Annotated in this window: 21 protein-coding genes; 12 read left to right on the top strand and 9 right to left on the bottom strand. The window is 66.4% G+C overall.

The window, feature by feature from the left end:
• The first annotated feature begins 68 nt into the window (after window positions 1–68).
• A complete protein-coding gene (locus AC6I6X_RS17025; RefSeq protein ID WP_497931718.1) occupies window positions 69–716 on the top strand; it encodes a helix-turn-helix transcriptional regulator in 648 nt (215 codons plus the stop codon).
• A gap of 748 nt (window positions 717–1,464) precedes the next feature.
• Entirely contained in the window at window positions 1,465–3,273 is a 1,809-nt protein-coding gene (glmS, locus tag AC6I6X_RS17030) for a glutamine--fructose-6-phosphate transaminase (isomerizing) (RefSeq protein ID WP_497931719.1), read from the top strand.
• A 1,122-nt stretch (window positions 3,274–4,395) separates the two neighbouring features.
• On the opposite strand, the gene AC6I6X_RS17035 is transcribed toward glmS, so the two are convergent.
• Both AC6I6X_RS17035 and AC6I6X_RS17040 read right to left on the bottom strand, forming a co-directional pair.
• Entirely contained in the window at window positions 4,396–5,325 is a 930-nt protein-coding gene (locus tag AC6I6X_RS17035) for a carboxypeptidase-like regulatory domain-containing protein (RefSeq protein ID WP_497931720.1), read from the bottom strand.
• 458 nt (window positions 5,326–5,783) lie between these two features.
• Window positions 5,784–6,101 carry a hypothetical protein gene (locus AC6I6X_RS17040; RefSeq protein ID WP_497931721.1) on the bottom strand — a complete coding sequence of 106 codons (318 nt, stop codon included), beginning with the start codon at window positions 6,099–6,101 and terminating at the stop codon, window positions 5,784–5,786.
• Window positions 6,102–6,548: 447 nt separating this feature from the next.
• Between AC6I6X_RS17040 and msrB the strand changes: the two genes are divergently transcribed.
• The gene (gene msrB, locus AC6I6X_RS17045; RefSeq protein WP_497931722.1) at window positions 6,549–6,962 is read left to right on the top strand and encodes a peptide-methionine (R)-S-oxide reductase MsrB; all 414 of its coding nucleotides are present in this window, start codon (window positions 6,549–6,551) and stop codon (window positions 6,960–6,962) included.
• Window positions 6,963–6,996: 34 nt separating this feature from the next.
• Here msrB and AC6I6X_RS17050 read toward each other — a convergent pair whose 3' ends face one another.
• Window positions 6,997–7,428, bottom strand: a complete 432-nt coding sequence (locus tag AC6I6X_RS17050; protein WP_497931723.1) for a hypothetical protein — start codon at window positions 7,426–7,428, stop codon at window positions 6,997–6,999.
• A 185-nt stretch (window positions 7,429–7,613) separates the two neighbouring features.
• Here AC6I6X_RS17050 and AC6I6X_RS17055 point away from each other — a divergent pair, with 185 nt between their 5' ends.
• From AC6I6X_RS17055 to AC6I6X_RS17065, 3 genes are all read left to right on the top strand, one after another.
• The gene (locus tag AC6I6X_RS17055; RefSeq protein WP_497931724.1) at window positions 7,614–10,397 is read left to right on the top strand and encodes a class I tRNA ligase family protein; all 2,784 of its coding nucleotides are present in this window, start codon (window positions 7,614–7,616) and stop codon (window positions 10,395–10,397) included.
• 191 nt (window positions 10,398–10,588) lie between these two features.
• Window positions 10,589–10,876 carry a DdfA family disk-determining factor gene (gene ddfA, locus AC6I6X_RS17060; protein ID WP_497931725.1) on the top strand — a complete coding sequence of 96 codons (288 nt, stop codon included), beginning with the start codon at window positions 10,589–10,591 and terminating at the stop codon, window positions 10,874–10,876.
• A 158-nt stretch (window positions 10,877–11,034) separates the two neighbouring features.
• Window positions 11,035–11,637, top strand: coding sequence for a DUF420 domain-containing protein (locus AC6I6X_RS17065; protein ID WP_497931726.1), 603 nt, complete (start codon window positions 11,035–11,037; stop codon window positions 11,635–11,637).
• Between the two features lie 44 nt (window positions 11,638–11,681).
• Here AC6I6X_RS17065 and AC6I6X_RS17070 read toward each other — a convergent pair whose 3' ends face one another.
• Window positions 11,682–11,825: a hypothetical protein gene (locus AC6I6X_RS17070; protein WP_250141272.1), complete on the bottom strand. Its 144-nt coding sequence runs from the start codon at window positions 11,823–11,825 to the stop codon at window positions 11,682–11,684.
• A 148-nt stretch (window positions 11,826–11,973) separates the two neighbouring features.
• Here AC6I6X_RS17070 and AC6I6X_RS17075 point away from each other — a divergent pair, with 148 nt between their 5' ends.
• Together AC6I6X_RS17075 and AC6I6X_RS17080 are read left to right on the top strand one after the other, a co-directional pair.
• A complete protein-coding gene (locus AC6I6X_RS17075; RefSeq protein WP_497931727.1) occupies window positions 11,974–12,996 on the top strand; it encodes a Gfo/Idh/MocA family protein in 1,023 nt (340 codons plus the stop codon).
• A gap of 39 nt (window positions 12,997–13,035) precedes the next feature.
• Entirely contained in the window at window positions 13,036–13,503 is a 468-nt protein-coding gene (locus AC6I6X_RS17080; RefSeq protein ID WP_497931728.1) for a pyridoxamine 5'-phosphate oxidase family protein, read from the top strand.
• Between the two features lie 25 nt (window positions 13,504–13,528).
• On the opposite strand, the gene AC6I6X_RS17085 is transcribed toward AC6I6X_RS17080, so the two are convergent.
• Window positions 13,529–13,978 carry a response regulator gene (locus AC6I6X_RS17085; protein ID WP_497931875.1) on the bottom strand — a complete coding sequence of 150 codons (450 nt, stop codon included), beginning with the start codon at window positions 13,976–13,978 and terminating at the stop codon, window positions 13,529–13,531.
• A 190-nt stretch (window positions 13,979–14,168) separates the two neighbouring features.
• Here AC6I6X_RS17085 and AC6I6X_RS17090 point away from each other — a divergent pair, with 190 nt between their 5' ends.
• Complete coding sequence (locus tag AC6I6X_RS17090; protein WP_497931729.1) at window positions 14,169–16,910, top strand: PAS domain S-box protein; 2,742 nt, start codon at window positions 14,169–14,171, stop codon at window positions 16,908–16,910.
• A gap of 100 nt (window positions 16,911–17,010) precedes the next feature.
• On the top strand, window positions 17,011–17,478 hold the full coding sequence (locus AC6I6X_RS17095) for a pyridoxamine 5'-phosphate oxidase family protein (protein ID WP_497931730.1): 468 nt from the start codon (window positions 17,011–17,013) through the stop codon (window positions 17,476–17,478).
• 73 nt (window positions 17,479–17,551) lie between these two features.
• Here the strand turns inward: AC6I6X_RS17095 and AC6I6X_RS17100 are convergent, their stop codons facing one another.
• The 4 genes from AC6I6X_RS17100 to AC6I6X_RS17115 form a co-directional block, all read right to left on the bottom strand.
• On the bottom strand, window positions 17,552–18,859 hold the full coding sequence (locus AC6I6X_RS17100; protein WP_497931731.1) for an LVIVD repeat-containing protein: 1,308 nt from the start codon (window positions 18,857–18,859) through the stop codon (window positions 17,552–17,554).
• A 13-nt stretch (window positions 18,860–18,872) separates the two neighbouring features.
• A complete protein-coding gene (locus AC6I6X_RS17105) occupies window positions 18,873–20,123 on the bottom strand; it encodes an LVIVD repeat-containing protein (protein WP_497931732.1) in 1,251 nt (416 codons plus the stop codon).
• A 300-nt stretch (window positions 20,124–20,423) separates the two neighbouring features.
• Window positions 20,424–21,197, bottom strand: coding sequence for an ABC transporter permease (locus tag AC6I6X_RS17110; RefSeq protein ID WP_497931733.1), 774 nt, complete (start codon window positions 21,195–21,197; stop codon window positions 20,424–20,426).
• The gene (locus AC6I6X_RS17115) at window positions 21,194–22,141 is read right to left on the bottom strand and encodes an ABC transporter ATP-binding protein (protein ID WP_497931734.1); all 948 of its coding nucleotides are present in this window, start codon (window positions 22,139–22,141) and stop codon (window positions 21,194–21,196) included. Before AC6I6X_RS17115 ends, AC6I6X_RS17110 begins: the two co-directional genes overlap by 4 nt.
• Window positions 22,142–22,263: 122 nt before the next feature.
• On the opposite strand from AC6I6X_RS17115, the gene AC6I6X_RS17120 reads away from it, so the two are divergent.
• Both AC6I6X_RS17120 and AC6I6X_RS17125 read left to right on the top strand, forming a co-directional pair.
• Complete coding sequence (locus AC6I6X_RS17120) at window positions 22,264–23,220, top strand: TIGR03557 family F420-dependent LLM class oxidoreductase (RefSeq protein WP_497931735.1); 957 nt, start codon at window positions 22,264–22,266, stop codon at window positions 23,218–23,220.
• A 369-nt stretch (window positions 23,221–23,589) separates the two neighbouring features.
• Window positions 23,590–25,218: a potassium channel family protein gene (locus AC6I6X_RS17125; RefSeq protein WP_497931736.1), complete on the top strand. Its 1,629-nt coding sequence runs from the start codon at window positions 23,590–23,592 to the stop codon at window positions 25,216–25,218.
• Window positions 25,219–25,291 lie beyond the last annotated feature (73 nt).

A 25,291-nucleotide genomic window follows, 5' to 3' on the forward strand; every position in this document is an offset into this window, starting at 1 on the left:
GTGCGGTCGGCGAGTTCACGATGGTCGTGACTCGACACGCACCGACCGCGACAGAACCGTGATAACCCATGGTGTCCACTACCCAGACCGGAGTCGGAATCTCGATCGCGTCGATCCACAGCAGGGACCCGATTAGCATGGTTTCCGCTCCGAGCTACCACCCCGAAGTAGACGCGATCGTAATCCCGGCGATCGGTTCCAGGATCGGCGTCCACTACGGTGGACCGTTGTCCTGGATGCAACCGCTCCGTGCGGCAGCGATCTGGGAAGTCACCATGGTTGCGGTTCTGTTCCTGCTCGTCAGCGGACTCGTCGGAATCCGTCTCGCGGATATGCTGTCGGAACGTGACGTCCAGATCGCGTCGATTCCGCTGCCCACGCAGGCGACGACCGAATCGGACGAGAGCACCGACTCACGCACCGACGATCACCTGGGCTACGAACGGTACCTCTCGCCCGAAACACCACCGGAACTTCTGAGCGACGAAGGGAAAGTGGTCCGACTGCTCGTCGCGAACCAGGGTCGCATTCGCCAGCACCAGATCGCCGACGAGACTGGCTGGTCGAAGTCGAAGGTCAGCAGGATCTGCTCGCAGATGCACGCCGACGGCACGATCGAGAAGTCGTCGGTCGGGAGGGAGAACGTCATCACCCTCGCCGAGAGCGATCCGGACGACGAGACGCGGTCGGACGAGGTCGAGAATCCGCTTCCATAGTTACGGATTGCTGTAACGATGTACCGGCGCAACCGCCGCCCGGATCGCGGTTGCGCCGGAAATGACTTACAGTAAACCGTAAGCCACCACCGCGCCGGTTGTCACCGCTCCGTTTCGCACCACCCGGAAGCGATTCCGACCCTACCGCGCCGGCAACCGCCACTTTTCCCGTCTCCTCGATCGAACGGCCCCGCTGCTCGCCGTCCGAGTGCCTCCTGGCGCTCGCGTTCCAGTCGTTCCCGGTGATCCGATCGCGAGAGCGCAATCGATAGAGTCGCCACGCCGCCACGACGCGCGCAAATCTCGGTCGCGTTTGACGCCGTTTAACCCTCGAGTAAGGGGATCAGCCGCCTCATCGCGATACCGGCCCGGTGACCCGCGTGCATCGACCGCGGTGATCTCGAGGACGAGGAGTCGAAACGCGCATCCGCCCCACCGATCGTGATAATTGGGGATGAAAACGGACGAATTGCACAGCGCGAAACCGTGTCTGACGGAATGCCGTCTACAGTGACCGTCTTATTCGTCGTATAGTAATGGCCGCTGTCCGGTTTGGGGGAGAGTGGAGGCCCGCCCGTCCAGCAGTGGACGACGGACGCGGGTAGGAATCTACAATGACACGGAACAGTACTGCACTGCGGGCAACGGTCTCGAATCGAGGCGACACGACCGACGCAGCCGTCTCACGCCGATCACCAGGCGGCGTAGCGTGGTCGACGCACGTCTCGCGAACGGAGGTGAACGGCTAATGTGCGGTATCATCGCCCGCATCGGCCAGGGTGAGGCGGCCGAGACGCTGCTGTCAGGACTGGAGAACCTCGAGTACCGCGGCTACGACTCGGCGGGGATCGCCGTCCAGAACGGCTCCGGCGTCAAGGTCCACAAGACCTCGGGCGAAGTCGCGGACCTCAAGTCCTCGCTCGACACCCGGCCCCACGGGAACATGGGGATCGGCCACACCCGCTGGAGTACGCACGGCCCGCCGACGGACGAGAACGCCCACCCGCACACGGACACCGCGGGCGACGTCGCCGTCGTCCACAACGGCGTCATCGACAACTACGACGAACTTCGGGCGGAGCTCAGCGAGAAGGGCCACGAGTTCGAGAGCGACACCGACACGGAGGTCATCCCGCACCTCATCGACGAGTACCTGGAAACCGTCGACGACACCGAGCAGGCGGTCAGACGCGCCGTCGACACGCTCGACGGCAGCTACGCGATCGCCGCGATCGTCGACGGCGAGGAACGGGTCTACGCGGCCCGGAAGGGCTCCCCGCTCGTGCTCGGTCTCGACGAGGCGGAGTGGTACCTCGCCAGCGACGTGCCCGCGTTCCTCGATCACACCGACGAGGTGATCTACCTCGAAGACGGCGACCTCGTCGTCCTCGAGCCCGACTCCTACCGGATCACCGACCTCGAGGGGACCCCGGTCGATCGGCCCGTCGATACCGTCGACTGGGACCCCGAAGACGCGGGGAAAGGCGAGTACGACCACTACATGCTGAAGGAGATCCACGGCCAGCCCACCGCCCTCTCGAACACGATCGAGGGCCGGATCGAGGACGGTGAGGTGGCGCTCGACGCGCTGTCGCGGGGGACGTTCGCCGACGTCGAGGCCGTCCAGTTCGTCGCCTGCGGAACGTCGTACCACGCGGCGATGTACGGCGCACAGCTGTTACGGGCGGCGGACGTCCGGACGGACGTCATCCGCGCGAGCGAGTACGACTCGATGGCCGGGCCGGTCGACGAGGACACGCTCGTCGTCGCGGTCACCCAGAGCGGCGAGACCGCGGACACGCTCGACGCGCTCCGGACGGGTGCCGATCGAGGCGCGCGAACGCTCGCGGTCACGAACGTGGTCGGGTCGACGGCGGCGCGCGAAGCCGACGACGCGGTCTACATCCGGGCCGGCCCAGAGGTCGGCGTCGCCGCGACGAAGACCTACTCCTCGCAGGCGGTCACGCTCGCGTTGCTCACCCAGCGCATCGCCGCCGACGTGCCGGCCGCGACGCCCCGCGCGGATCGCGCCGCGATGCTCGAGAGCCTCGCGGACCTGCCCCAGCAGGTCGAGACCGTCCTCGAGACCACCGACGCCGAGGCGCTCGCAGCGGAGTTCATCGACAGCCAGTCGTACTTCTTCATCGGGAACGGCCTCGGCCACTCGGTGGCACTCGAGGGGGCGCTGAAGTTCAAGGAGATTACCTACGAGCACGCGGAGGGGTTCGCGTCCGGTCAGCTCAAACACGGCCCGCTCGCCCTCGTGACCGAGGCGTCGCCCGTGATCGCCGTCTCGACGGGCAACGACGACGACAAGACCCGCACCAACGCGATCGAGGCCCAGTCCCGCGGTGCGCCGATCGTCGCCGTCGGGCCGGACGACCACCCGCTCGTCGACGTCGCGGACGCACACCTGTCGGTCCCCGAGACCCACCCCGTCTGGGCGGGCCTGCTCGCGAACGTCCAGTTGCAGTTGCTCTCCTACCACGCCGCGAAACTGCTCGATCGGCCGATCGACAAACCGCGCAACCTCGCGAAGAGCGTGACGGTCGAATGACCCGCCCGGTCCCGAGATAACGCCTTTTCCTGCACCGTTCGAACTGCAGACGGCAAGCGGTCGCTATCCGCGTTCATCGCCCGATAGCTCCCGCTACAGTTCGTACGACAGGGTTCATTACAGCGCCAGCCAGCGATCCGTGAGGCCTGGATTCCGATCGGTAGTGCAGAAGTCCCGGTCGGCGCTCTCGATCGGTGTCCCCACCGCACGACGACGTTCGTGCGATCGATTTCCGCCTCACCTCAGTCGATTCGGTCGGTAGTCGTTACTGCCGTTTGCTCGTCCTGTTCTCCAGGTCGTATCGATGTACCGGTGCAAACGCGGCCGCCTTGCGGTTGCACCGGAACTGACGAACAGCAGTCCGTATCGAGAACGATCGACCGTCCACCGAGCAGGAGTCGCTCGCTGATCCGTCCGTGACGATCGATTCGAGACTGGACGGTCCGTGGGCCACGACGAGTCCGCTCGCGCAGACCGATCGACCTCGAGCCGGACGCGTCGTCGCTCGGTGGGCTACCGCCAGCAGGAACGAGCGGCGACTCGTCAGCCGACCGATCGTGAACCGCGTCCCGGACCCGATCACTGGTCCCGGGCCAGATTTCGCCCGCGATCGGTCGCCACAGACGTCGACGGCGGTGGCCCAGCTCACGATCCCCGATCCACTGTCTGCTCACGGCGCGGTCGATCGGATTGTCCCGGAGAGTCGCTCAGCTTGCACCGGCAGACTGGAAACGAGACTGTCTTCGATTCCGGCGCCACGTGGACCACCGTCGATGCCAGACTCGCGGACCATCGCCGACCCGGGACCTGGACACTTTGCTCCGATCCCGGCGCCACGCGGCCCGCCGCCTGGTGCTGGACCGACGGTCATCGACTCTCCCGGACCGATTTAGACGTCTACCGGGTACACCGAACCGGGCCCAAGGTATGCGACCGCATGTTCGGGCGCTGTCGTCGCTACTGAAAATCAGCGGACACCCGATCGCACAGCCGTCGTGCGATCGATGGCTCGTCACCGTCCTCGTAGGAGGTCGAGAAAATCGTCAGTGCGGGAGGGTGGGTAGTGTCTCTGCCCCCGGAGCCTAATACTGGGGCGAGATATCGGGACGCGTCGAGCCGCGTTCAGCTTTCCTCGAGGGTCAGCGTGATCGTCTCGTCGTCGCCGTCGATCGTGACGTCGGTCGACGACTCGTCGTAGCCGTCTGCGCTCGCGATCACCGTGTAGTCGCCGTCCTCGAGTTCGAACTCGGCTTCGCCGTCGTCGTCGACGTCTCGCTTCTCGCTCGAGCCGAAGAGGCTGTCCTGCTTGACTTCGACGGTGGCGTTGTCGATCGCGTTCCCGTCCTCGTCTTCGACGATCGTCGTCAGCGTGTGCGGCGAGTCATCGCCGCTGTCACCGTCGTCGGACGATTCGAGCGTCAGCGTGACCGTCTCGTCCTCGCCGTCGATCTCGACCTGTTCGCTCGTTTCGTTGTACCCGTCGGCGGTCGCCGTCACCGTGTACTGGCCGTCCTCGAGTTCGAACTCGGCCTCTCCGTCGTCGTCGACGTCTCGCTCCTCGGCCGTGCCGAACGTGGTGTCTTCCTGGACTTCGACGCTTGCGTCGTCGATCGCATTGCCGTCATCGTCTTCGACGATCACCGTCAGCGTGTGCGGTCCGTCGTCACCAGTCTCGTTGCCGTCAGTCTCGTTGCCGTCAGTCTCGTTGCCGTCGTCTTCGCTTCCGTCGTCTCCGCTTCCGTCGTCCACAGACCCGTCATCCTGGTCGTCGCTGTCGGTTCCACCGGTGTCGTCGCCGCCGTCGGTGTCGGATTCGTTGGCTCCGTCGTCGGCCGTCGTGTCGTCGTCGGCCCCGTCGACGTCGTCCGGGGCCGGGTCCGAATCGTCCCACTCGTCGCTCACCGACCCGAACGCGCCGCCGACGGACGCACCACTCGCGGCGAGCGTCAGTCCGGCCAGCAGGAGGACGACTCCGCTGACGGTGAGCAACACCTGGACGCTGGTCTGAATCGATCGCGACTTCGCACGGTTGTGTCGGACGTTACGGCGCATTGTCAGTATACAGTGTTCGGTGAGTCACGCACTCGTCGACCTGTCCGTTCTCCCCGACCCCGAGCGGTCGATCGGGGGCCCAGCGACGCACCGGGCGGGAAATCGTTCGGTCGGTCTCACGACGCCGGCTAGGGGAGGGCGATCCGGCGGACGAGTCGAGGTGTGCTGTGGACCGCGTCGCCCACGACGCACTGGTTGGAGCGGCTTCATTACCCGGCAGTTTCGCTCCTCGGTAGTTCACTATACTCTCGATAAACCGTTTCACGCGGCGAAACAGTCCCGGATACCCCAATCCAGCCGGGACCTCCCGCCGGGACCGTCGGATTTCGCGAGGATGACCTGCACGACGGATTCGATCGGCTGGCGGAAGCAGGGCTGCGTCGGGAGTTGGCCGCACGTGCCACCGGGAGCGGAAACGATCGCCGGCGCTGGCGGCGAGACAGGTTGGGCCGTGACGATTACTGGTCGATCCCGGGCCGCTGGAAGGTCGATTCGGCCGCGTCGTCCTCGGCAACCGCCGCCTCGAGTTCGGGCGCGTCGAGGACTCCGGTTCGGGTGTACTCTTCGTCCCGCCAGAAGTAGTACGTCTCGGCACACCCCGCGACCAGTTCGGTGAGCGGCGTCTCCTCGTCGTGGACGACGGACACGAGGTCACCGGTCACGGCGATCAGGACGGCGTCGTCGGGCTTCCGGAACGCCTCTCGAAGGTCGGCGCAAGTGCAGTCCGCAGGAACTTCCACAGAGACCCCGTCCACGGTCGCCCATCGTGTTTCCATATCCGTTCGGTCGGGCGCGACACCCTACTGGATTCGGCCCGCAGGTACAGGCCAGTCTTCATGCGTCGATCCACGGTGGGGACACAGGACGGCAACTGAGTGGAGAATCCGCGTGGCGGGGCGGTTAGTCGGCCGATCGCTCGTGACCGTATTCCGCTCCTTGTGGCTCCCCACGAGAAGGGGTTGCCAGCCGACGTGCCTGTGTGACCAGTTGGGCGAAAAACCGCAGGAGGTTTGACGGTCCGGCCCCGGGGCCGGGGGCACGATAGCCGACGATCAGCGACCACATCATCGGAATCGATTACTTGATATCGAGTAAAAGACCCTCGATATCGGAGCCAAGGAATCGGCCGCGGGTCGCCCCTCCACGACGAGTCGATCGGCCGGGACCGTCGGCCCGCGCTCGGAGGGACGCCACTCAAATGGCTTCGACACCTACGAGACGGTATGACAGATCAACGGTCCGACGACGAGCGATCGGCGCGGGACGACGACTGGCGGGACCGACTGGACGACGACCAGTACCGCGTCCTGCGCGAGTGTGGCACCGAACCCCGCGGCTCCTCGGAGTTGCTGGACGTCGACGGGGACGGCGTCTTCCGCTGTGCCGGCTGCGGCCAGGAACTGTTCACGACGGACGAGAAGTTCGGCTCCGGAACCGGGTGGCCGAGTTTCTGGGATCCGGCCGACGACGACGCCGTCGAGACGAAGGTTGATCGGAGCCACGGCATGATCCGTACCGAGGTCGTCTGCAGCGACTGCGACGGCCACCTCGGGCACGTCTTCGACGACGGTCCGGAGCCGACCGGCAAACGGTACTGCATCAACGGCGTCGCGCTCGAGTTCGAGACCGACGAGTGATACGGATCGCTGTGCCGACGTCCCGGTGCACCCGTCAGCCCGGACCCGCGTGATCCGGCGGGCCGCGATCGGCGTCCGACGGTGGTCCGGCGTGGTCGGGCGGCCCCGGTTCGTCGGCGCGCCCCGGCGGGCCATCGCTACTGTCGCCATCGTCCTGTGACCGGTCCGGATCGGGTTCGTCCCCGTTGCGGTCCGACACGGCATCCGGGTCGGAGACGTCCTCGGACGACGCCTCGTCGGTTCCCGCCTGCTCTGCATCCGCCGTCTCGTTCCCGTCGCTCGTCCCGGTGTCGTTCCGATCGACGACGATCGGCGTCTCGTCTCCCTCGCTCGCGTCCGACGGCGTCGACCGGTCCGGGATCACCCCGGGCACGAACGCGACGACGAGCAGACAGCCCGTTCCCAGCACGACCGCGACCGTGAGGAGTACGACGCGATCGGACGGCTCCTGATCGTCGCCGGACATGTGAACCGGGTCAGACTTCGATCGCGACCGGCTTTGTTAAGCGTCGCCCACAGCGCCGATCGAGCACGTCCGGTCGCCGACCGGGTCGAGATCGATCGACGACCGCCCTCGCGATCGGAACCGGTCGATCGGCCGAACAATCATATAGCCGGCACGCCGAGTAAGCGCCAACGGCTTTCCCGAGAATGACCAGTCATTACGACCACGCGCAAGTGCAGGAGTTCTGGCAGTACGTCTGGGAGCGCGACGACGTCTACGAACTGGACGACGACGCGGTGGATCCGACCTACGTCCTCGGAATGTTTCCCTACACCTCCGGGGAACTCCACATGGGCCACATCCGGAACTACGCGATCACGGACGCCTACGCCCGCTACCGACGGATGCAGGGCGACGACGTCCTCCACCCGATGGGCTGGGACGCGTTCGGCCTCCCGGCGGAGAACGCCGCCTACGAGCGGGCGAGCGATCCGGAATCCTGGACGCAGGCGTGTATCCGCCGGATGCGCGAGGAACTCGAGACGATGGGCTTTGGCTACGACTGGTCCCGGGAGATCACGACCTGCGAGCCAGACTACTACCGCTGGAACCAGTGGCTGTTCAAGCGCCTCTACGAGGAGGGACTCGTCGAGTACGAGGCCGCGACGGTCAACTGGTGTCCGGACTGCGAGACCGTGCTGGCCGACGCACAGGTCGAGGAACGCGAGGCCGAACGGAGTGACGTCTCGGAACGAGCGAGCGGCGAGGCCGCAAGCCGCGAGGCCGAACGCAATGAGGCCTCGGATGGTGAGAGCGGTGACGCCGCGAACCGCGGCGAGGCCGATCGGGTCTGCTGGCGCTGTGAGACTCCCGTCGGCCGGCGGGAACTCGACCAGTGGTTCTTCACGATCACCGACTACGCCGAGGAACTGTACGAGGGACTCGACGACCTCGAGGAATGGCCCGACGGCGTCCGCGAGATCCAGCGCAACTGGATCGGTCGGCAGGAGGGCGCACGGATCTCGTTCGGCGTCGAACGGACGGGCGACGACCCCGAAGACGGGACTGACGTGGTCGACGTGTTCAGCACCCGTCCCGAGACGGTCTTCGGCGCGACCTACGTCGCCGTCTCGCCGGGCCACGACCTCGCGCGGGAACTGGCAGCTGCCGACGACGCGGTCGCGGACTACGTGGAGACGGTCCGCGAGCGGGGGCCGGACGAGGTTGGCTTCGTCGGCGTCGAAACGGACGCGCGGGCGGTGAATCCGCTCACCGGCGCGGAACTGCCGGTGTACGTCGCGGGCTACGTCCTCGACGACGTCGGGACCGGCGCCGTGATGGGCGTCCCCGCGCACAACGATCGCGACCACGCGTTCGCTCGCGAACAGGACCTGCCGATCGAGTCGGTCCTCGTGCCCGAGAAGGCGGACGATGCCCCGAACTCGGATCTGGAACCCGAGTCGGCGGCGTACACGGGCGAGGGGCGGCTCTCGGTCCCGGGGCACCCGACGTACGACGGACTCGAGAGCGCCACCGCCCGGGACCGACTGCTCGACGGATACGACGCGATCGAGGAAGACGTCACCTACCGGCTGCGGGACTGGCTGATCTCCCGCCAGCGCTACTGGGGGACGCCGATCCCGGTCGTCCACTGCGACGACTGCGGGCACGTGCTCGTGCCGGACGAGGATCTCCCCGTGGAACTGCCGGAGTTCGTCCGGACGACGGGGAACCCGCTCGAGGAACACGACTCCTTCCGCGAGACGACCTGCCCGGAGTGTGGCGAGCCAGCCCGGCGGGAGACGGACACGATGGACACCTTCGTCGACTCCTCGTGGTACTTCCTGCGATTCCTCTCGCCGGACCTCGACGACGCGCCGTTCGACGTCGATCGGGCCGCCGAGTGGCTCCCGGTCGACGTCTACGTCGGCGGCGACGAACACGCCGTGCTCCACCTGCTGTACATTCGCTTCTTCACCCGGGCGCTGGCCGACATCGGCCTGCTCGATCGGCGCGAACCCGTCGAGAAACTCGTCAGCCAGGGGACGGTGCTGTACGACGGCGAGAAGATGTCCAGTTCGAAAGGCAACGTCGTCACGCCACAGGAGTACGGCGCGGAGACGACGCGGCTGTTCCTCCTCTCGGCGGCACATCCGGAACAGGACTTCGAGTGGACCGCGAACGACGTGCGTGGGGCCTACGACCTCCAGCAGACCGTCCATCGGATGGTGACCGAATTCGTCACGGAGGACGAGACCCGCGTCGAACGGCGCGACCACGACGACTACCTCGCCGCCGAGATCGATCGGACGATCGCCGCGGTGACCGACGAGTACGAGCGGTTCCGGTTCCACCGCGCGGCGACGGAGATCCAGGAACTCGCGCGCCTGCTCCGGCGCTACCGCGAGTTCGATCGGCCCCACGAGGCGACCTATCGGCGGGGCCTGCTGACGCTGTCGGCGCTGCTGGCCCCGATGGCACCACACCTCGGCGAGGAACTCTGGAACAAACTCCGCGGTGACGGACTCGTCGTCGAAGCGGACTGGCCCGATCCCGACCGGGACGTCACCGCCTACGAGCGCGAGCGGCGACTCGTCGAGACGACCGTCGACGACGTCCGCGACATCGTCGACGTGGCGGCGATCGACGATCCCGAACGGATCGAACTGGTCGTCGCGCCGGACTGGAAGTACCGGGTCGCGGCGCTCCGAGCCGCGGACGATTCCGACGAGGGAGCGGCGCTCGTCGATCGAGCCGTCGACGACGAGGCGGTTCCCGTGGATCGGGAGACCGTCGCGTCGTTCCTCGCAGACCTGGACCCGGAGGCCGGCCAGCAACTCCCTCGCGATCGGGAGCGGGCCCTCCTGGAACAGGCAACGTGGCTCGTAACTGACGAGTTCGACGCGGACGTCGTCGTCCGGACGGCCGCGCCAAGATCGTCGTTTGCCGCGAAAGCCCGTCCCGGAAAGCCGGCCATACACATCTCCTGAGGTTCGTGTCGCCAATCTAGTACTACCGGCGAATTCCGGCAAATTCTGTTACCGTCGATTACTACAAAAACGTCCGGCTGTGGCCCGATAACGAAACCTTCGATACCGAAGGTACCGAGAGTACGGGTCTATCAGTATCTCGATCCGAAAGGAATACATTTATTCGATCGGCCTGGGAAGGAGCGAGTAGCATGGAGGGGGGCGGTGACGGCGTCGATACGACGGTTCAGCGATCGCCGAGCCAGGCGGTCGTCGAGGCAGTTGCGACTGTCGAGGGAGTTTCACCGGCGGAACTCGGGCCACCGGAGTACGAGGCGCTCAACGAGGTCGTCGACCCCGACGCACTCGACGCGATCTTTGCCGATCGGCCCAGGAACGCGTCCCGCCCCGGCGGTTCCGTCTCGTTCACGTACTGCGGCTACGGGATCACCGTCGACGAGTGCGGGTCAGTGACGGTCGACGGATCGGTCGTCGACTGAGACGGAGTGCTGTCCCGGCACGATGGCGACCCGTCTGCGGGTGCACCGGAACTGGCGCACAGCAGTCACTCGACCGCGACGGCTCGATCGCCTCCCGTTCGACCGGCGAGCCGTCCGGAAGGGCAAGACAGATACGGACGCTTTCCTAACCCCCGACAATGGCAACCGCGGACGCGAGACGACGCCTTCGAGAGCGCCCGATCGGCGTAACGCTCCTGTTGACGATCGTCGGCTACGGACTCGTCGTCGGGACGTTCGTTCTCGACGTCCCGTTCTACCCGGATCTCACGAACGAGCAGGTGCACGTCCTCTCGCACGCGATCGCGATAATCAACGCGTCGGCGACGATACTGCTGGTGGCCGGCTGGCGCTGGATCCGTGCGGGCGAAGTCGAGAAACACCGCTTCGCGATGACCGGCGCGTTCGGGCTAATCTTGCTGTTCCTGGTCGTCTACCTGATCCGGGTCGGGGGCGGCGGCGAGAAGTACTTCGTGGGCCCCGATCCCGTCTACTACGCCTACCTGCTCATGCTGGCGATCCACATCGTCCTCTCGATCGTGGCCGTGCCGGTGGTCCTCTACGCGCTGATCCTCGGGCTGACCCACACCCCGGCAGAACTGCGGGACACCGCCCACGCGAGGGTCGGACGGATCGCCGCCGGCTCGTGGATCCTGAGTCTCGTCCTCGGGGTCGTCACTTACGTGTTACTCAACCACGCCTTCGACTACACGTTCACGCCGACGTTCCTGCTCCCGCTATAGGGCCCACTCACGTCGGGGCGTGTTCGCCGCGATCGCGCCGGGAATCACTCGCGAAGCTGTTCGAGGAGCTGTTCTCCCCACCGCGACTCCCGCTCGGGGTGGTCGCTCCAGACCCACTTGCAGTAGCGTAAGTGCTCTATACAGTCGCCGTGAGAGAGCCGGGACTTGCAGCCGGGGCAGACGGGCATGAAGAGCCGTACGCTAGCCGAGTGAGAGTAGTTTCCGGTGAGGCTCACCCCGGACGGGTCGGCAACGAAGACCGTTCCGGTGACGCGAGCCTCACGACACGCGATCGGTTGGCAAGCGCTTTTCAGCCCGGACGTGGCCTCAGCGTGTATGCAGTTCGGTGCAGCGGCGATCGGTATCGGTGGCCTCGGCCAGCTCGAACTCGAGATCCTGGCCGGAATCGACGGCGTGGACGTGGTCGCCGGGGTCGACGTCTCGGCCGACGCGCGATCGGTGTTCGAGAGCGAGTTCGACGCGCCCGCCTACGCCGAGACCGGGGAGATGCTCGCGGCCCACGGCGACGAGATCGACATCGCCCTGATCGTCACGCCCCATACGCTCCACTACGATCAGGCGCGAGCCTGTCTCGCGGCCGACATTCACGTCTATCTGGAAAAGCCGATGGTGACCGACGTCGCCGACGCCATCGACCTGGTCGAGCGAGCCGATCGGAACGATCTCGTGATCCAGATCGGCTACCAGCGCCACTTCCACCCGGGGTTTACCGAGATCAAACGGATCGTCGACAGCGGCCGGATCGGGGAGATCCACGCCGTGAACGCCGCCATCGGCCAGAACTGGATCGACCTCCACGAGGGGACCTGGCGGGTCGACACGTCGCTCTCCGGCGGCGGACAGCTTTACGACACCGGCTCGCACCTGCTCGATGCGCTCCTGTGGCTCACCGACGCAGAGCCGACGCACGTCTCGGCGACGATCGAGTACGCGAGCCCCGGCGTGGACGTCAACAGTTCGCTCTCCGTGGAACTCGACCGGGACGGCCGGCGGGTGCTGGGCGGCGTGACGATCAGCGGCAAGGGGGTCGAACTCGCGCCGTTCGAGGGGTACACGATCTGGGGGACGAACGGCCGCGTCACCTTCGACGGCGAACGGATCCGACTCGCGGAGCGCGACGCGGCAGTCTACGAGAGCGTCATCGAAGCCCAGACCGACTTCGCGACGCTCACGACGGCCAAACTCCAGAACTTCCTCGACTCGATCGAGGGCACCGCCGAACCGGAGGTTCCGGCGACCGTGGGCCTGTCCGTCACCGCGCTGACGGAGGCCGCCTACGAGGCGGCCGACACCGGTCGACGCGTGGCCGTCCAGGAACTGATCGACGACGCGACCTGACGGCCCGCGCTTATGCCCCTCGAGGCCGATAGCTTCCGTATGAACGTCCGCGGCCCCCTCTCGACCGACGAGATCCGATCGTTTTTCGCGGAAGCGACGATTCCGGTCCGCCTGGCCTGTCAGACGCCGTCGGGCACCCTCTGGATGGTCTCGCTGTGGTACCGCTGCCGACCGGCCGGCGACGACGCCGACGAGTGGGTCCTCCAGTGTGCGACCGGGGCCGACGCGGACGTCGTCGCGTTTCTTCGCGAGCGCGAGGGCGTCGCGTTCGAGATATCGACGAACCACGCGCCGTACAGGGGCGTCCGCGGTCGTGGCACGGCCGCGATCGAGCCCGATCCGGAGAAGGAGACGCTTCGAGACCTCCTCGAGCGTTACCTCGACGGCACGGACTCGCCGCTGGCGCGGTCACTCCTCCGCGAGGACCGCGACGAGGTGACGATCACGATCGACCCGGCCGTGGTCTCGACCTGGGATTACACCGCTCGGATGGGGACGGACGAGTAGACCGGAGATCGAAACGGGATCTTCCTTACGTCGGGACGGGGTGCTGGGCCGAGTCGATCCAGAACCGCTCGATCGCGCGGGCGATCGAACTGAACTCGTCGGGACTGTTCGGCTTGGTGAGGTACGCGTTCGCGGCCCGTTCGTAGCTCCTGGCGATGTCCGCCTCGTCGGTCGAACTCGACAGAACGAGCACCGGCGGTGGCGGCCCCTCGATGTCGCGTTCGAGCACTTCGAGAATCGTAAAGCCGTCCACCCGCGGGAGGTTCAGGTCCAGAAGGATCATGTCGGGACAGGATCGCGAGGCGTCTCGCTGGCACCTGTGGAGGAACTCCAGGGCCTCGTCGCCGTCCGTGGCGGTGCGAAACCGTATCTCGCTGTCGGTCGACTTGAACGCCTCCCGCGTGAGGCGAACGTCGCCCGGGTTGTCCTCGACGAGGAGGATGTCGATCGGTTCGGTTGGGGAGTGGGCGGTCATGGTGCTCACGAAGTGGTTGGGGAGTCGGACGCCTAAGAGCACTCCCTAATCACGTGGTGTCGACCGATCGGTCCGGTCGCCGTGGTGGCGTCGTCCCGATCGCCGCGTCCAGCGGGACCTGTGAGCCGGTTGCAATTCTGTGGTTTTCAATGGGTGCCTTTACGGCCACGGACGAATTAGCGTAGCCGAGATGACCCCGTCCTCCGACGCCGAATCGGACGGCCGCGACCCCGTTCGCCAGCAACGGATCCTGGCCGACCTCGGCGACCGAGCGCTCGCGGACGGCGATCTCGATCGCCTCTTTCGGGACGCGACGGAGACCGTGCGGGCGACCCTGGGGACGGACACGTGCAAACTCCTCGAGTTGTTGCCCGGGGACGATCAGTTCCTGCTTCGTGCGGGCTGCGGGTGGGCAGATGGGGCCGTCGGGTCGGAGACGGTACCGGCGACCCGCGACTCGCAGGCCGGCTACACGCTGGAGGCGACGGACACGGTCGTCGTCGACGACCTCGGTACCGAGGAGCGATTCGACGCGCCGGACCTGCTTCTCGAACACGAGATCGTCAGCGGCGTCAGTTGCGTCGTCGGTCCGGCCGACGACCCGTGGGGCGTCCTCGGAACCCACGCGACCGCGCCGCAGGAATTCGACGAGGGAGACGCGGCGTTCGTCCGAAACGTGGCGAACGTCCTCGCGTCGGCGATCCGGCGCGACCGCGAGACGCGCCGCCACGACGAGGAGACGGTCCTCGCGGATACGATCGTCGAGACGAGTCCGATCGGGATCACGATCGTCGACGTCGACGGCGAACTGCGATTCGCCAACGACCGTGCAGAGGAAATCTTCGGCCGGAGGCAAGCGCAAATCGGCAACCTCCGGTACGACGACCCGGAGTGGGACGAGGTGGGTCCGGACGGCGAGCCGCTGACGGCGGACGAGTTACCCTTCCGGCGGATCGTTGAGTCCGGAGAACCGGTGTTCGACCAGGTGACCGGTGTACTACGGCCCGACGGCGAACGGGTCTGGGTGTCCATCAACGGGGCCCCGGTTCGAGACTGCGACGGGGAGGTGGACGCCGTCGTCTTCGCGATCGAGGACGTCACGGACCGGTTCGACCGGGAACGGGACCTCGAGCGCTACGAGACCATCGTCGAGACGGCCCACGACGGCATCTACGTGCTCGACGAGGAACGCCGCTTCGAACTGGTCAACGACTCGTTCGCGACGCTGACTGGGTTCAGCCGCGACGAACTGCGCGAGGCTCACGCATCCACCGTGTTCGGCGAGGAGTTCGCGTCCATCGAGGCCGACCAGATCGAGGCGACCGACTCGCGGAAGACCCCGACGTTCGAGGAAACGATCGTCGTGGGACCGGACGGGACCGACACGCGGACGATCGAGAACCGGTTTGCGATCCAGTCCACGGAGGACGGAACCAGACGGATCGGGGTGGTCCGCGACGTCACCGAGCGCAAGGAGGTCGCGGCGAAGCTTCGCGAGAGCGAAGAGCGGTTCCGAACGCTCAGCGAGCACTTAGAGGAGGTCGTCTGGATGACCACCGCCGATCCGGAATCGCTGACCTACATCAACCCGGCCTACGAGGAGGTCTGGGGACTCGATCGCGACTCGCTGTACGAGGACGCGCTCTCGTTTCTCGAGGTCGTCCATCCCGACGACCGCGAACGGGTCCGGGAGGCGTACACCGGCCTTCCCGAGGCGGAGTACGACGAGGTGTTCCGGATCGAGAGACCGGACGGCGAGAAGCGGTGGATACGCGGCCAGGCGACACCCGTCCGCGACGAGGGCGGTACCGTCGATCGGATCGTCGGCATCGACACCGACGTCACCCGGCGCAAAGAGCGCGAGCGGGCCCTCGAGGAGAGCGAACAGCGCTACCGGACGGTTCTCGAACACTTCCCCAACGGAACGATCGCCCTGTTCGACGAGGACCTCCGGTACAGTCTCGTCGGCGGGCGGGCGCTCGAGGAGATCGACCTGTCCCCCGACGAGGTCGGCGGCGCGACGATCGAGGAGTTCTACCCCGACGAGATCGTCCCGAAACTCGAGTCGGCGTGTCGTGGCGCACTCGAAGGAGACCCGACCCAGATCGACGTCGCGTTCCGCGGCCGGGACTGGAGCGTCCACGCGGTCCCCGTGAGAGACACCGGCGGCGACGTGTTCGCCGGGATGCTCATGGCCCAGGACGTCACCGAGCGCAAGGAGTACGAGCGACGACTCGAGGAGTCGAACGAGCGACTCGAGCAGTTCGCCTCCGTGGCCTCCCACGACTTACAAGAGCCCCTGCGGATGGTCTCGAGCTACCTCGGACTCGTCCAGGATCGGTACGGCGACGAGTTGGACGAGGAGGGTCGGGAGTTCGTCGAGTTCGCCGTCGACGGTGCCGACCGCATGCGCGAGATGATCGACGGCCTGCTCGAGTTCTCCCGGGTCGAAACGCGGGGCGACCCGCTCGAACCGATCGAACTGGACGATAGCTTCGCCGACGCCCGCCGCGACCTGCAACTCCAGATCGAGGAGCACGACGCCGAGATCACGGCCGAACCGCTCCCGCGCGTCGTGGGCGACGGCAACCAGTTGCGCCAGGTCTTCCAGAACCTGCTCTCGAACGCGATCGAATACTCGGGCGACGAACCGCCGCGGATCGACGTCTCGGCCCACCGCGAGGGCAGCGAGTGGGTAATCTCGATCGAGGACCAGGGGATCGGGATCGATCCCGCGGACACCGATCGTATCTTCGGCATCTTCGAGCGTCTGCACGCCGCCGACGAGGGGTCCGGGAGCGGCATCGGACTCGCGCTCTGTAAGCGCATCGTCGAGCGCCACGGCGGCGAGATCTGGGTCGAGTCCGAACCCGGCGAGGGGGCGACGTTCTCGTTCACGCTTCCGGCAGCCGACGGCGCGGACCGACCCTGAACCGGGAGCGCAAGCACACCGGTGTCCGAGTCCTGAGACGCGATCGACCCGAGACCGTCGACGCCCCGTTATTATCGTCGTCGCGATCCATACTCGTGCGATGAAGGTCCGTGGCTCCCTCTCGGAGGAGGACGTACAGTCGTTTCTCGCGGAGACGTCGATCTCGATCCGGCTGGCCTGTCAGACACCCACCGGCAACCTCTGCATGGTCTCGCTGTGGTACCGCTACCGGGCAGACAGCGAGGACGACCCCGATGGCTGGACGCTGCAGTGTGCGACCGGAGTCGACGCCGACGTCGTCACGTACCTGTGCGAGGATCCGACGGTGGCGTTCGAAATCTCGACGAACGAACCGCCGTACGCGGGTGTCCGCGGCAAGGGGTCGGTCGCCATCGATCCCGATCTCGGGAAGGAAACGCTCCGGGACCTCCTCGAGCGATATCTCGGCGGAAACGACTCCGAACTGGCGCGGACCCTGCTCCGCGAGGGGCGCGACGAGGTGACGATCACGATCGATCCAGCCGTGGTGTACGGCTGGGATTACACCGATCGGATGAGCGATCGGTAGCGTTCGTGGACGTCGTTACTATCCGCCGTCGGACTGTCCTGGTGCGAACGGATTATGATCGTCCTCGGGACGATCACCTCGGCCGCGCGTGATCGTTCGGACCGGGGCCCCCGCCGCCGGCGACGGCACCCTCGAAGGACGGTGCCCGCTTCGCGCCGCGATCATCGTGCAGGAACACGATTCCGCCGTCGATGTCGCTGGCGATCGTGAACCCGCGACCGTGGACGGCCGTCCAGAACGACGTATCCTCGGTTCGGTAGCTCGCGAGTTCCTCCGGATTCACCGGGTCGGTGAAATCGAACACCCTAACGCCGCCATCGTACCAGCTGGTGTAGAGGCGGTTCGCGGTCACATCGAAGTTGTGCGACGTGCGGAACACGTCTACGCTCGGCGGATCGATCCGAGTGACCATCTCGGGATCGTCAAAGTCAGTGACGTCGAAGACCTTGATGCCGCCGTAGTCGTCGTTATCGGGGTCATCCATCAGTCCGCCGGGGAACGTCTCCGCGCCCTGCAGTACGTAATTACCGTCGGGAGTCGGCTGGACGTAGTGGGAGTTGCCCGGCGGGAGGAGCGCCCGTTCCGCCCACTCCGCGGACGGATACTCGACGTCTTCGTCGGCGTCCGGCGCTTCGCCGAACGCGCTGACTTCCACCGGATCGGTCGGATCGCTCACGTCGAGAATCCGGGTACCGGCATCCCAGTACGCGAGGTACGCGAGGTCGTCCTGCACGTACACGTCGTGCAGGAAGTTAGTCGGCTGGTCGAGTTCCGGGCGTTCATCCTCGACGCGCCACTCGGAGAGCAGCGTCGGGTCCGTCGGATCGCTGACGTTGACGATCTTCAGCGCGCTGTCGTCGAACGGGGCCTCCCGGCAGATGTACGCCACGTCACCGTCGAGGAAGTGGTTGTGGACGCCCTCCGGGAGTTCCGTCCACGTGCTCAGGAACTCGGGATCGGTCGGTTCGCTGACGTCGTAGAAGTGCGTCCCGATTTCGTCTTCCGGCAGATCGCTCCCCCCGTCACCGCCGTTCCCGTGATCGTGTTCTTCGGCGCCCTGGCTGCTGATCGCGAGCAGGTCGCCGTCAACCTTGACGTCCCAGACGCCGACGCCTGGAACCTCTGTGTCGACGAGTAGTTCGGGCTGGCCCGGATTGCTCCAGTCGACGATGGCGAGGCTGTTCTCGGCCGCCACGAACGCGAGGTTCTTCTGCGTGACGACCTCAGTCGCGCCTGCTACGGTCTGTTCGCCGAACACCCGTAGCCGATCGTCTCTTGCCTCCGGTGGAGCGGCGCTTGCCACTCCGAGGCTCCCGATCGCGCCGGCAGCGGCGAGCGATCCGAGAACGGTTCGTCGTGACGGTGTTGGCTCTCGTACCATCGTCGGTCACCTCTCAGTAGCCCTCGAATTCGAAGACGTAGAACCCGGTAGTGGCGTCGGACACGTAGACGCGCCCGCTGTCTCCCGCGAGTGAGCTTTCCGCACCCCACGTGAACGGAACGCTGTCAACTAAGTCCAGACGCGCCGGATCTTCCCGCCGAACCTCACCGACACCCTCGGTCGGCATGTACTGGTCGATGCGCACGGGGTCTTCGGGATCCGAAAGGTCGAACACCTGGACGCCGGCTTTGTAGTCGCCGCTGAACAGGACGTCCTCCTGGTCGCCGACGCCCCAGTCCGAGAAGTGCCCCGTCCACCAGAACACCGTTTCGGAGGTCTGGTTGGCGTGCTGCGGGAACTGGAACGACGACAACAGTTCGGTCTCGCCGGTGTTGAGGTCATACTCGATTACGTGCTTGTAGCCGGGTTCGCCCGTTCCGATCTCTTCGCCGAGCAAGACGAGGTCCTTCGAGGGGTGCGGGACCGCGTGATGGGCGTGCCCGAGATGCATTTCGGTCTCGTCCTGGTGTTCCTCGTAGTCGAACGTAGCGGCCAGTTGTGGGTTCGCGGGATCGCTCAGGTCGAGGATCTCCAGACCAGTATCTCGACTTGCGAGGTACGCATAGTCGCCCTGGACGTGCGCGGCGTGCGCCCCGTCCTCGCCGGCCGGGTAGTCCGAGACCTCGATGGGATCCTCGGGATTGGAGATGTCGTAGACCACGATACCGCGCCCGTGGCCCGCCGTGATGAGGTAATCGTCTCCGAAGGTCTGGACGTTGTGGACGCCGCTGGACGCCCCGTCGACGGTGAAGGGGCCGATGAGTTCTGGATCCTCTCTGTCGCTCGCATCGACGATCGCCCAACCGGCGTCCTCGCTGCCCTCGTTGGCGGTGACCACCCACGGTTTCGTGGGGTGGATGTCCGAGTTTCGGATGTCAGTGGAGTGGCCGTCGGGATCCGTGCCGATCGTCGACACCATCTCCGGGTCGGTTGGATCCGAGATGTCTATGATCCGTAATTCGTTGTTGCCGAGGTAGAACGATCCCGCCGCCGCGAGGTCGAGGTCTTCGTTGACGGCGCCGTGGGTATTCGCCCCGTCGCGCGCCCCGAGCGTGGTGTGGCCGACCAGTTCTAGCCGCCCACTACGGCCGCCGTCTCCCGCAGTTGCACTCGCCGCGGAACTCGCCGCACCGAGACCGATCGCGGTCGCACCGAACGCCTTCAGTACTGTTCGCCGGTTCGTACGGTCACGTTGTCGAGACATTTCGGATGCGACGTATTTCACCGTGTGATAAGTATACGACCCGCGCGTTCGATGGATGCAACGAGACAGAAATTATATGAACAACTCAAATAGATTCTAGAAAGTCTATTTTATATTACATTATGGGATTACATGTTGAAACCGACACCGCGCGCTCGAAAGACGACGCGGCTTCTACTTCTCGATTCGAAAAATCGTCGCCCGCTGGAGGGGCGCACCTCGTACGGATTACTGGAAGTCGTTTCCGGTGCAACCGCAGGCGGTCGCAGTTGCACCAGCAGATCGGTACAACAGACCGGATCAATCCGTTCGCGGGATCGATCGGGCCCCGAGCGCGAACGCGACGACGGCCAGCCCCGCCAGGATCGCGAGGTTCGCCAGCGCGGGATCGAGGCCGGCGACCGCCGGGACTCCGGCGTCGGGGGAGGTCACGGACCGGACGCCACGGGCGAAGTAGGTGAGCGGCGAGAGGTTCACCAGCGGCTCGAACCAGCCCGGCAACTGGTCGAGGGCGATGAACGTCTCCGAGAGGAACAGAAGCGGAAGGCCGATCGCGTTGCTGGCGGCGATGGCCCCGTCCTGGGAGTCGGTGTAGCTCCCGAGCATGGCGCCGACGCCGTTGAAACAGACGACACCGACGAGGACGTACGGGACGAGCAGCGGCGAGAAGACGATCTCGGCGCCCGTCAGCATGATCACCAGGCCGAGGATGAGCAGGCTCGCGAGGCCGATGATGACGGCGTTGACGACGGTCTGGGCGAGCAGCCACTCGGCCCGCGTCAGCGGGGTCGTCGCGAGTTTCTCGAAGCGGTTCCCCTCGCGGTGGCGCGCCACCTCGCTCCCCATCCGCGACAGCGGCGTGAAGAGGACGACGACGGCGAGATAGCCAGGAACGTAGTACGCCGGCGGCTCCGTAAAGAGTCCCTCGCCCGTCGGATCGGTCCGGACGAGCGCGCCGAAGATGACGATCAGGATCACCGGGAAGAAGAACGTGAAGAAGACCGCCGTCCGACGACGAACGAACGATCGCCACCCGGCCCCGGTCTCGGCCCCGACGCGGCCCAGTCGGGTCACGCCGTCTCACCCGCTCTCGCGAGGCCGGCGGCAGTGCCGGTCCGATCCGTCCGTGCGCGTTCGGCGTCGTCGGCCAGCGCGAGGTAGACGTCCTCGAGATCGGGTTCGGCCCACGTCAGGCCGGTGTAGGCCACGCCGCGATCGTCGAGAACGTCGACGACGGCCCCGATCTCGGCAGGGTCGACGTCGCGGACGACGAGCGCGCCGTCGCGGGCGTCGACCGGGAACGCGAGGTCCTCGAGCGCCGACGGGTCGGCCGACGTCTCGATCGTGAGGCGACTCGGTCCGCCGTGCTCGCGGACGAGCGCCCCGGGCGTCCCCTGGGCGACGAGCGAGCCGTCGGCGAGCAGTCCGACCCGATCGGCGAGTCGCTCGGCCTCGGCCATGTCGTGGGTGGTGAGCAAGACGGTCGTGCCGCTGGCGGCGAGATCCTCGATCAGGTCCCAGATGGTCCGTCTGCCGGCGGGGTCGATCCCCGTCGTCGGCTCGTCGAGAAAGCAGATGTCGGGGTCGTTGACCAGCGTCGCGCCGACGCAGACCCGGCGCTTTTGGCCGCCGGAGAGGTTCTCGTACCACGTGTCGCCGGCGTCGGCGAGCCCGACGTCCGCCAGCACCGCGTCGGGGTCGCGGGCCTCGTCGTAGAGGCCGGCGTAGTAGGCGAGTAGCTCGCGGGCGCTCAGCCGGTCCGGCGGCGAGAACGCCTGGGGGAGCACGCCGAGCCGGTGCCGATCGACGGTCGCCGGCGACTCGCCGAGAACCCGCACAGTCCCGTCGTCGGGTTCCGTCGTCCCGGTCAGGGCCCGAACGAGGGTCGTCTTCCCCGCCCCGTTCGGTCCGATCAGCCCGTAGACCTCGCCGGGCTCGACCGAGAGGGAGGCTCCGGACAGCGCGATCGTCTCGCCGTAGGTTTTCCGAACGTCGTCCGCCTCGACCACGGCTTCCATACGGGCCGGTAGCCACGCGTGGCGGGTAAGGGGTTCGATTCCGTCGGTCGGCCGACCGTCCGATCGCGTGACTGCCGTCGCAGGGCCAATCCTTAGGCCGCCGATCGTCGTCCGATCCTCCCATGGTCGAACTCGGATACACCCTCTCGAGCGAAGAACACGGACCGAAGACCCTCGTCGAGAACGCGCGCCACGCCGAGGAGGTCGGCTTCGACTTCGTCTCCATCTCAGATCACTTCCACCCGTGGATCTCCGCGCAGGGTGAGTCGCCGTTCGTCTGGTCGACGCTGGGCGGGATCGCGGCGATGACCGACGAGATCGACGTCGGCGTCGGGGTCACGTGCCCGACGATGCGCATCCACCCGGTCAACGTCGCCCACGCCGTCGCCACGGTCGACGAGATGCTCGGCGATCGGTTCACGTTCGGCGTCGGGACCGGCGAGAACCTGAACGAGCACGTCACGGGTCAGCGGTGGCCGGAACACGACGTCCGACTCGAGATGCTGGACGAGGCGATGGACGTCATGCGCCGGCTCTGGACCGGCGAGACGACGAGCTACCACGGCGACCACTACACGGTCGAGAACGCCCGCCTCTACACGTGCCCGGACGACCAGCCGACGACGATCGTGAGCGCGTTCGGCCCGAAGACGGCGCAGTGGGCGGCCGAGCGCGGCGACGGCCTCTGGAGCGTCGGCCCGCAGGAGGCGGTGCCCGACGCGTACGAGGATGCCGGCGGTGAGGGACCGAAATACACGCAACTGGACGTCTGTTACGCCGAAACCGAGGACGAGGCGATCGAGACGGTCTACGAGAACTGGCCGAACGGCGCGCTCCCGGGCGAACTCACGCAGGAACTGCCGACGCCCGCCCACTTCGAACAGGCCGTCCAGATGGTCGAGAAGGAGGACGTCGCAGAGGGCAGCACCGTCACCGATCCCGACCCGCAGGCCCACATCGACAGCGTCCAGGGGGCGATCGACGCCGGCTACGACCACGTCTACGTCCACCAGATCGGTCCCGAGCAGGAACTCGCGCTCGAGTTCTACGAGGAGGAGGTGCTGCCGTCGTTCCGGTGACCGAGTCCCCCGATCGATCGGGCTGGTGTCCGCTCCGTGCCCCGTCGGTCACCGCACACGAGTCGTTGTGTGCCGCGCTTTTCACGACTGCCTGTGGACGACGATCCGTCCATCGTCGGCGACGTCGACCGCGTACGTGCGTCCGTTCAAACCTCGAAGGCGATGACCACGTCTCAATGTGTGCCAACCAGGGCCTCCCGATCTGTCCGTACCCGCCGCGCGCAGGCGGGCTCTGGACTGCTCCCGGGCCGGTCTCACGGCTCGATCCGATCGACGCGCCTCGATGTGCGATCGAATCGTCGGCTGGACGCGATCCGAGCCGTCGTCGAATCGCCAGGTTAGATAACCTCCAGTTGCTATACGGGGACAATGAATACGTGGTGGCGACGCATCGCGATTTCGCTCGTCCCCGTATTCGGGCTGATCCTCCTCTATGCCGTCCTCTACCAGTGGGGAATGGCGACGTTCGAGGAGACGGATCGATCGCTGATCAAGTCGGTACAGATCGTCGTCGAGATCCTAACGACCGCCGGGTTCGGGGGCGACACGGATTCCTGGACGAGCGCGCCCATGAACCTCATCGTGATCCTGATGAATCTCAGCGGGGTGTTGCTCGTCTTCCTCGCGCTGCCGCTGGTCGTCGTCCCGCTCTTCAAGCAGGCGCTCGCGACGCAACCGCCGGAATCGACCGATCTCACCGACCACGTCATCATCTGTTCGCACACCGAACGCGAAGACGTGCTCAGGAACGAACTCGAGGCCGCGGACGTCCCGTCCGTCTTCATCGACGCCGATCGGGAGACGGTGATGGATCTCGTCGACGACGGTATCGACGCGATGCTCGGTGATCCGGTGCAAGAACAGACCCTCCGGGCGGCGAACGTCGACGACGCTCGCGCCCTGGTGGTCGACGTCTCCGACGAGGCCAATCCCGAAGTGATCCTCACGGCACGGGAACTCCGCGACGACGTCAGGATCATCAGCGTCGCGGAGGACCGGGAGGTCGCGACCTACCACCGCTACGCCGGCGCGGACGACGTCGTTCGGCCGCGGCAGGTGCTCGGACACAGCCTCGCGGGAAAAGCCACGATATCGGTGACCGCAGAACTCCAGGAGACGATCGAACTCGGCGACCAACTCGAGATCACCGAACTCCTCGTCGAGCGCGACAGCGATCTCGCCGGCCGGACGATCGCCGAGTCGAGCATACGCGACCGGCTGGGCGTCAACGTGATCGGGGCCTGGTTCGACGGCGAATTCCAGCCGGCACCGGACCCCGAGACGGTCATCGACGGAAATACGATCCTGCTCGTCGCCGGCTCCCACGAGACGCTCACGGAACTGACCTCGCGAACGATCTCGCCGTCCGGCGACGGCTCCTATCGCGTGGTCGTCGCCGGATACGGCGAAGTCGGGCGCACCGTCAGCGAAACGCTCGACGACGCCGACGTCCCGCACACGGTCATCGACAGCGTCGACGAGCCGGACGTCGACGTCGTCGGGAACGTCACGGACCCGGACGCACTCGCCGCTGCGGGCGTCGAGAACGCCCGATCGATCGTGCTCGCGCTCGACGACGACACGGCGGCGATCTACGCCACGCTCGTCCTCGAGAAGATCGCTCCCGACACCGAGGTGATCGCCCGGGCCAACGAGACCGAAAGCGTCCGGAAACTCTATCGGGCGGGTGCCGAGTACGTCCTCGCGCTGTCGACGGTGACGGGTCGAATCCTCTCCTCGCTGTTACTCGAGGGCGAGGAGGTCCTGACGCCGGATACGCAGTTCGAGATCGTTCGCATGACGGCACCGGAACTCGCCGGACAGAGCCTGGGCGAGGCCGACATTCGTGCACGACTCGGGTGTACGGTCGTCGCCGCCGAACGGGGCGGCGAGTTACTGACCAACCTCGGGACCGAGTTCACCATCCGGGAAGACGACACCCTCATCGTCGCCGGGAGCGACGAGACCGTCAACCGGTTCATCGAAGTCGCCAGGTGAGCGCCCGACGGTCGACACGAGGACAGTAGCGTTGCGAAGCAACGCCCGCCGAGCCGGTACCCGAAGCCGTCGA

The sequence above is a fragment of the Halosolutus sp. YCN4 genome (assembly GCF_059736495.1).

Coding starts and splice junctions, on each gene's coding strand:
- AC6I6X_RS17025 (WP_497931718.1), top strand. CDS start 69: ATGGTGTCCACTACCCAGACCGGAGTCGGAATCTCGATCGCGTCGATC.
- glmS (WP_497931719.1), top strand. CDS start 1,465: ATGTGCGGTATCATCGCCCGCATCGGCCAGGGTGAGGCGGCCGAGACG.
- AC6I6X_RS17035 (WP_497931720.1), bottom strand. CDS start 5,325: ATGCGCCGTAACGTCCGACACAACCGTGCGAAGTCGCGATCGATTCAG.
- AC6I6X_RS17040 (WP_497931721.1), bottom strand. CDS start 6,101: ATGGAAACACGATGGGCGACCGTGGACGGGGTCTCTGTGGAAGTTCCT.
- msrB (WP_497931722.1), top strand. CDS start 6,549: ATGACAGATCAACGGTCCGACGACGAGCGATCGGCGCGGGACGACGAC.
- AC6I6X_RS17050 (WP_497931723.1), bottom strand. CDS start 7,428: ATGTCCGGCGACGATCAGGAGCCGTCCGATCGCGTCGTACTCCTCACG.
- AC6I6X_RS17055 (WP_497931724.1), top strand. CDS start 7,614: ATGACCAGTCATTACGACCACGCGCAAGTGCAGGAGTTCTGGCAGTAC.
- ddfA (WP_497931725.1), top strand. CDS start 10,589: ATGGAGGGGGGCGGTGACGGCGTCGATACGACGGTTCAGCGATCGCCG.
- AC6I6X_RS17065 (WP_497931726.1), top strand. CDS start 11,035: ATGGCAACCGCGGACGCGAGACGACGCCTTCGAGAGCGCCCGATCGGC.
- AC6I6X_RS17070 (WP_250141272.1), bottom strand. CDS start 11,825: ATGCCCGTCTGCCCCGGCTGCAAGTCCCGGCTCTCTCACGGCGACTGT.
- AC6I6X_RS17075 (WP_497931727.1), top strand. CDS start 11,974: ATGCAGTTCGGTGCAGCGGCGATCGGTATCGGTGGCCTCGGCCAGCTC.
- AC6I6X_RS17080 (WP_497931728.1), top strand. CDS start 13,036: ATGAACGTCCGCGGCCCCCTCTCGACCGACGAGATCCGATCGTTTTTC.
- AC6I6X_RS17085 (WP_497931875.1), bottom strand. CDS start 13,978: ATGACCGCCCACTCCCCAACCGAACCGATCGACATCCTCCTCGTCGAG.
- AC6I6X_RS17090 (WP_497931729.1), top strand. CDS start 14,169: ATGACCCCGTCCTCCGACGCCGAATCGGACGGCCGCGACCCCGTTCGC.
- AC6I6X_RS17095 (WP_497931730.1), top strand. CDS start 17,011: ATGAAGGTCCGTGGCTCCCTCTCGGAGGAGGACGTACAGTCGTTTCTC.
- AC6I6X_RS17100 (WP_497931731.1), bottom strand. CDS start 18,859: ATGGTACGAGAGCCAACACCGTCACGACGAACCGTTCTCGGATCGCTC.
- AC6I6X_RS17105 (WP_497931732.1), bottom strand. CDS start 20,123: ATGTCTCGACAACGTGACCGTACGAACCGGCGAACAGTACTGAAGGCG.
- AC6I6X_RS17115 (WP_497931734.1), bottom strand. CDS start 22,141: ATGGAAGCCGTGGTCGAGGCGGACGACGTTCGGAAAACCTACGGCGAG.
- AC6I6X_RS17120 (WP_497931735.1), top strand. CDS start 22,264: ATGGTCGAACTCGGATACACCCTCTCGAGCGAAGAACACGGACCGAAG.
- AC6I6X_RS17125 (WP_497931736.1), top strand. CDS start 23,590: ATGAATACGTGGTGGCGACGCATCGCGATTTCGCTCGTCCCCGTATTC.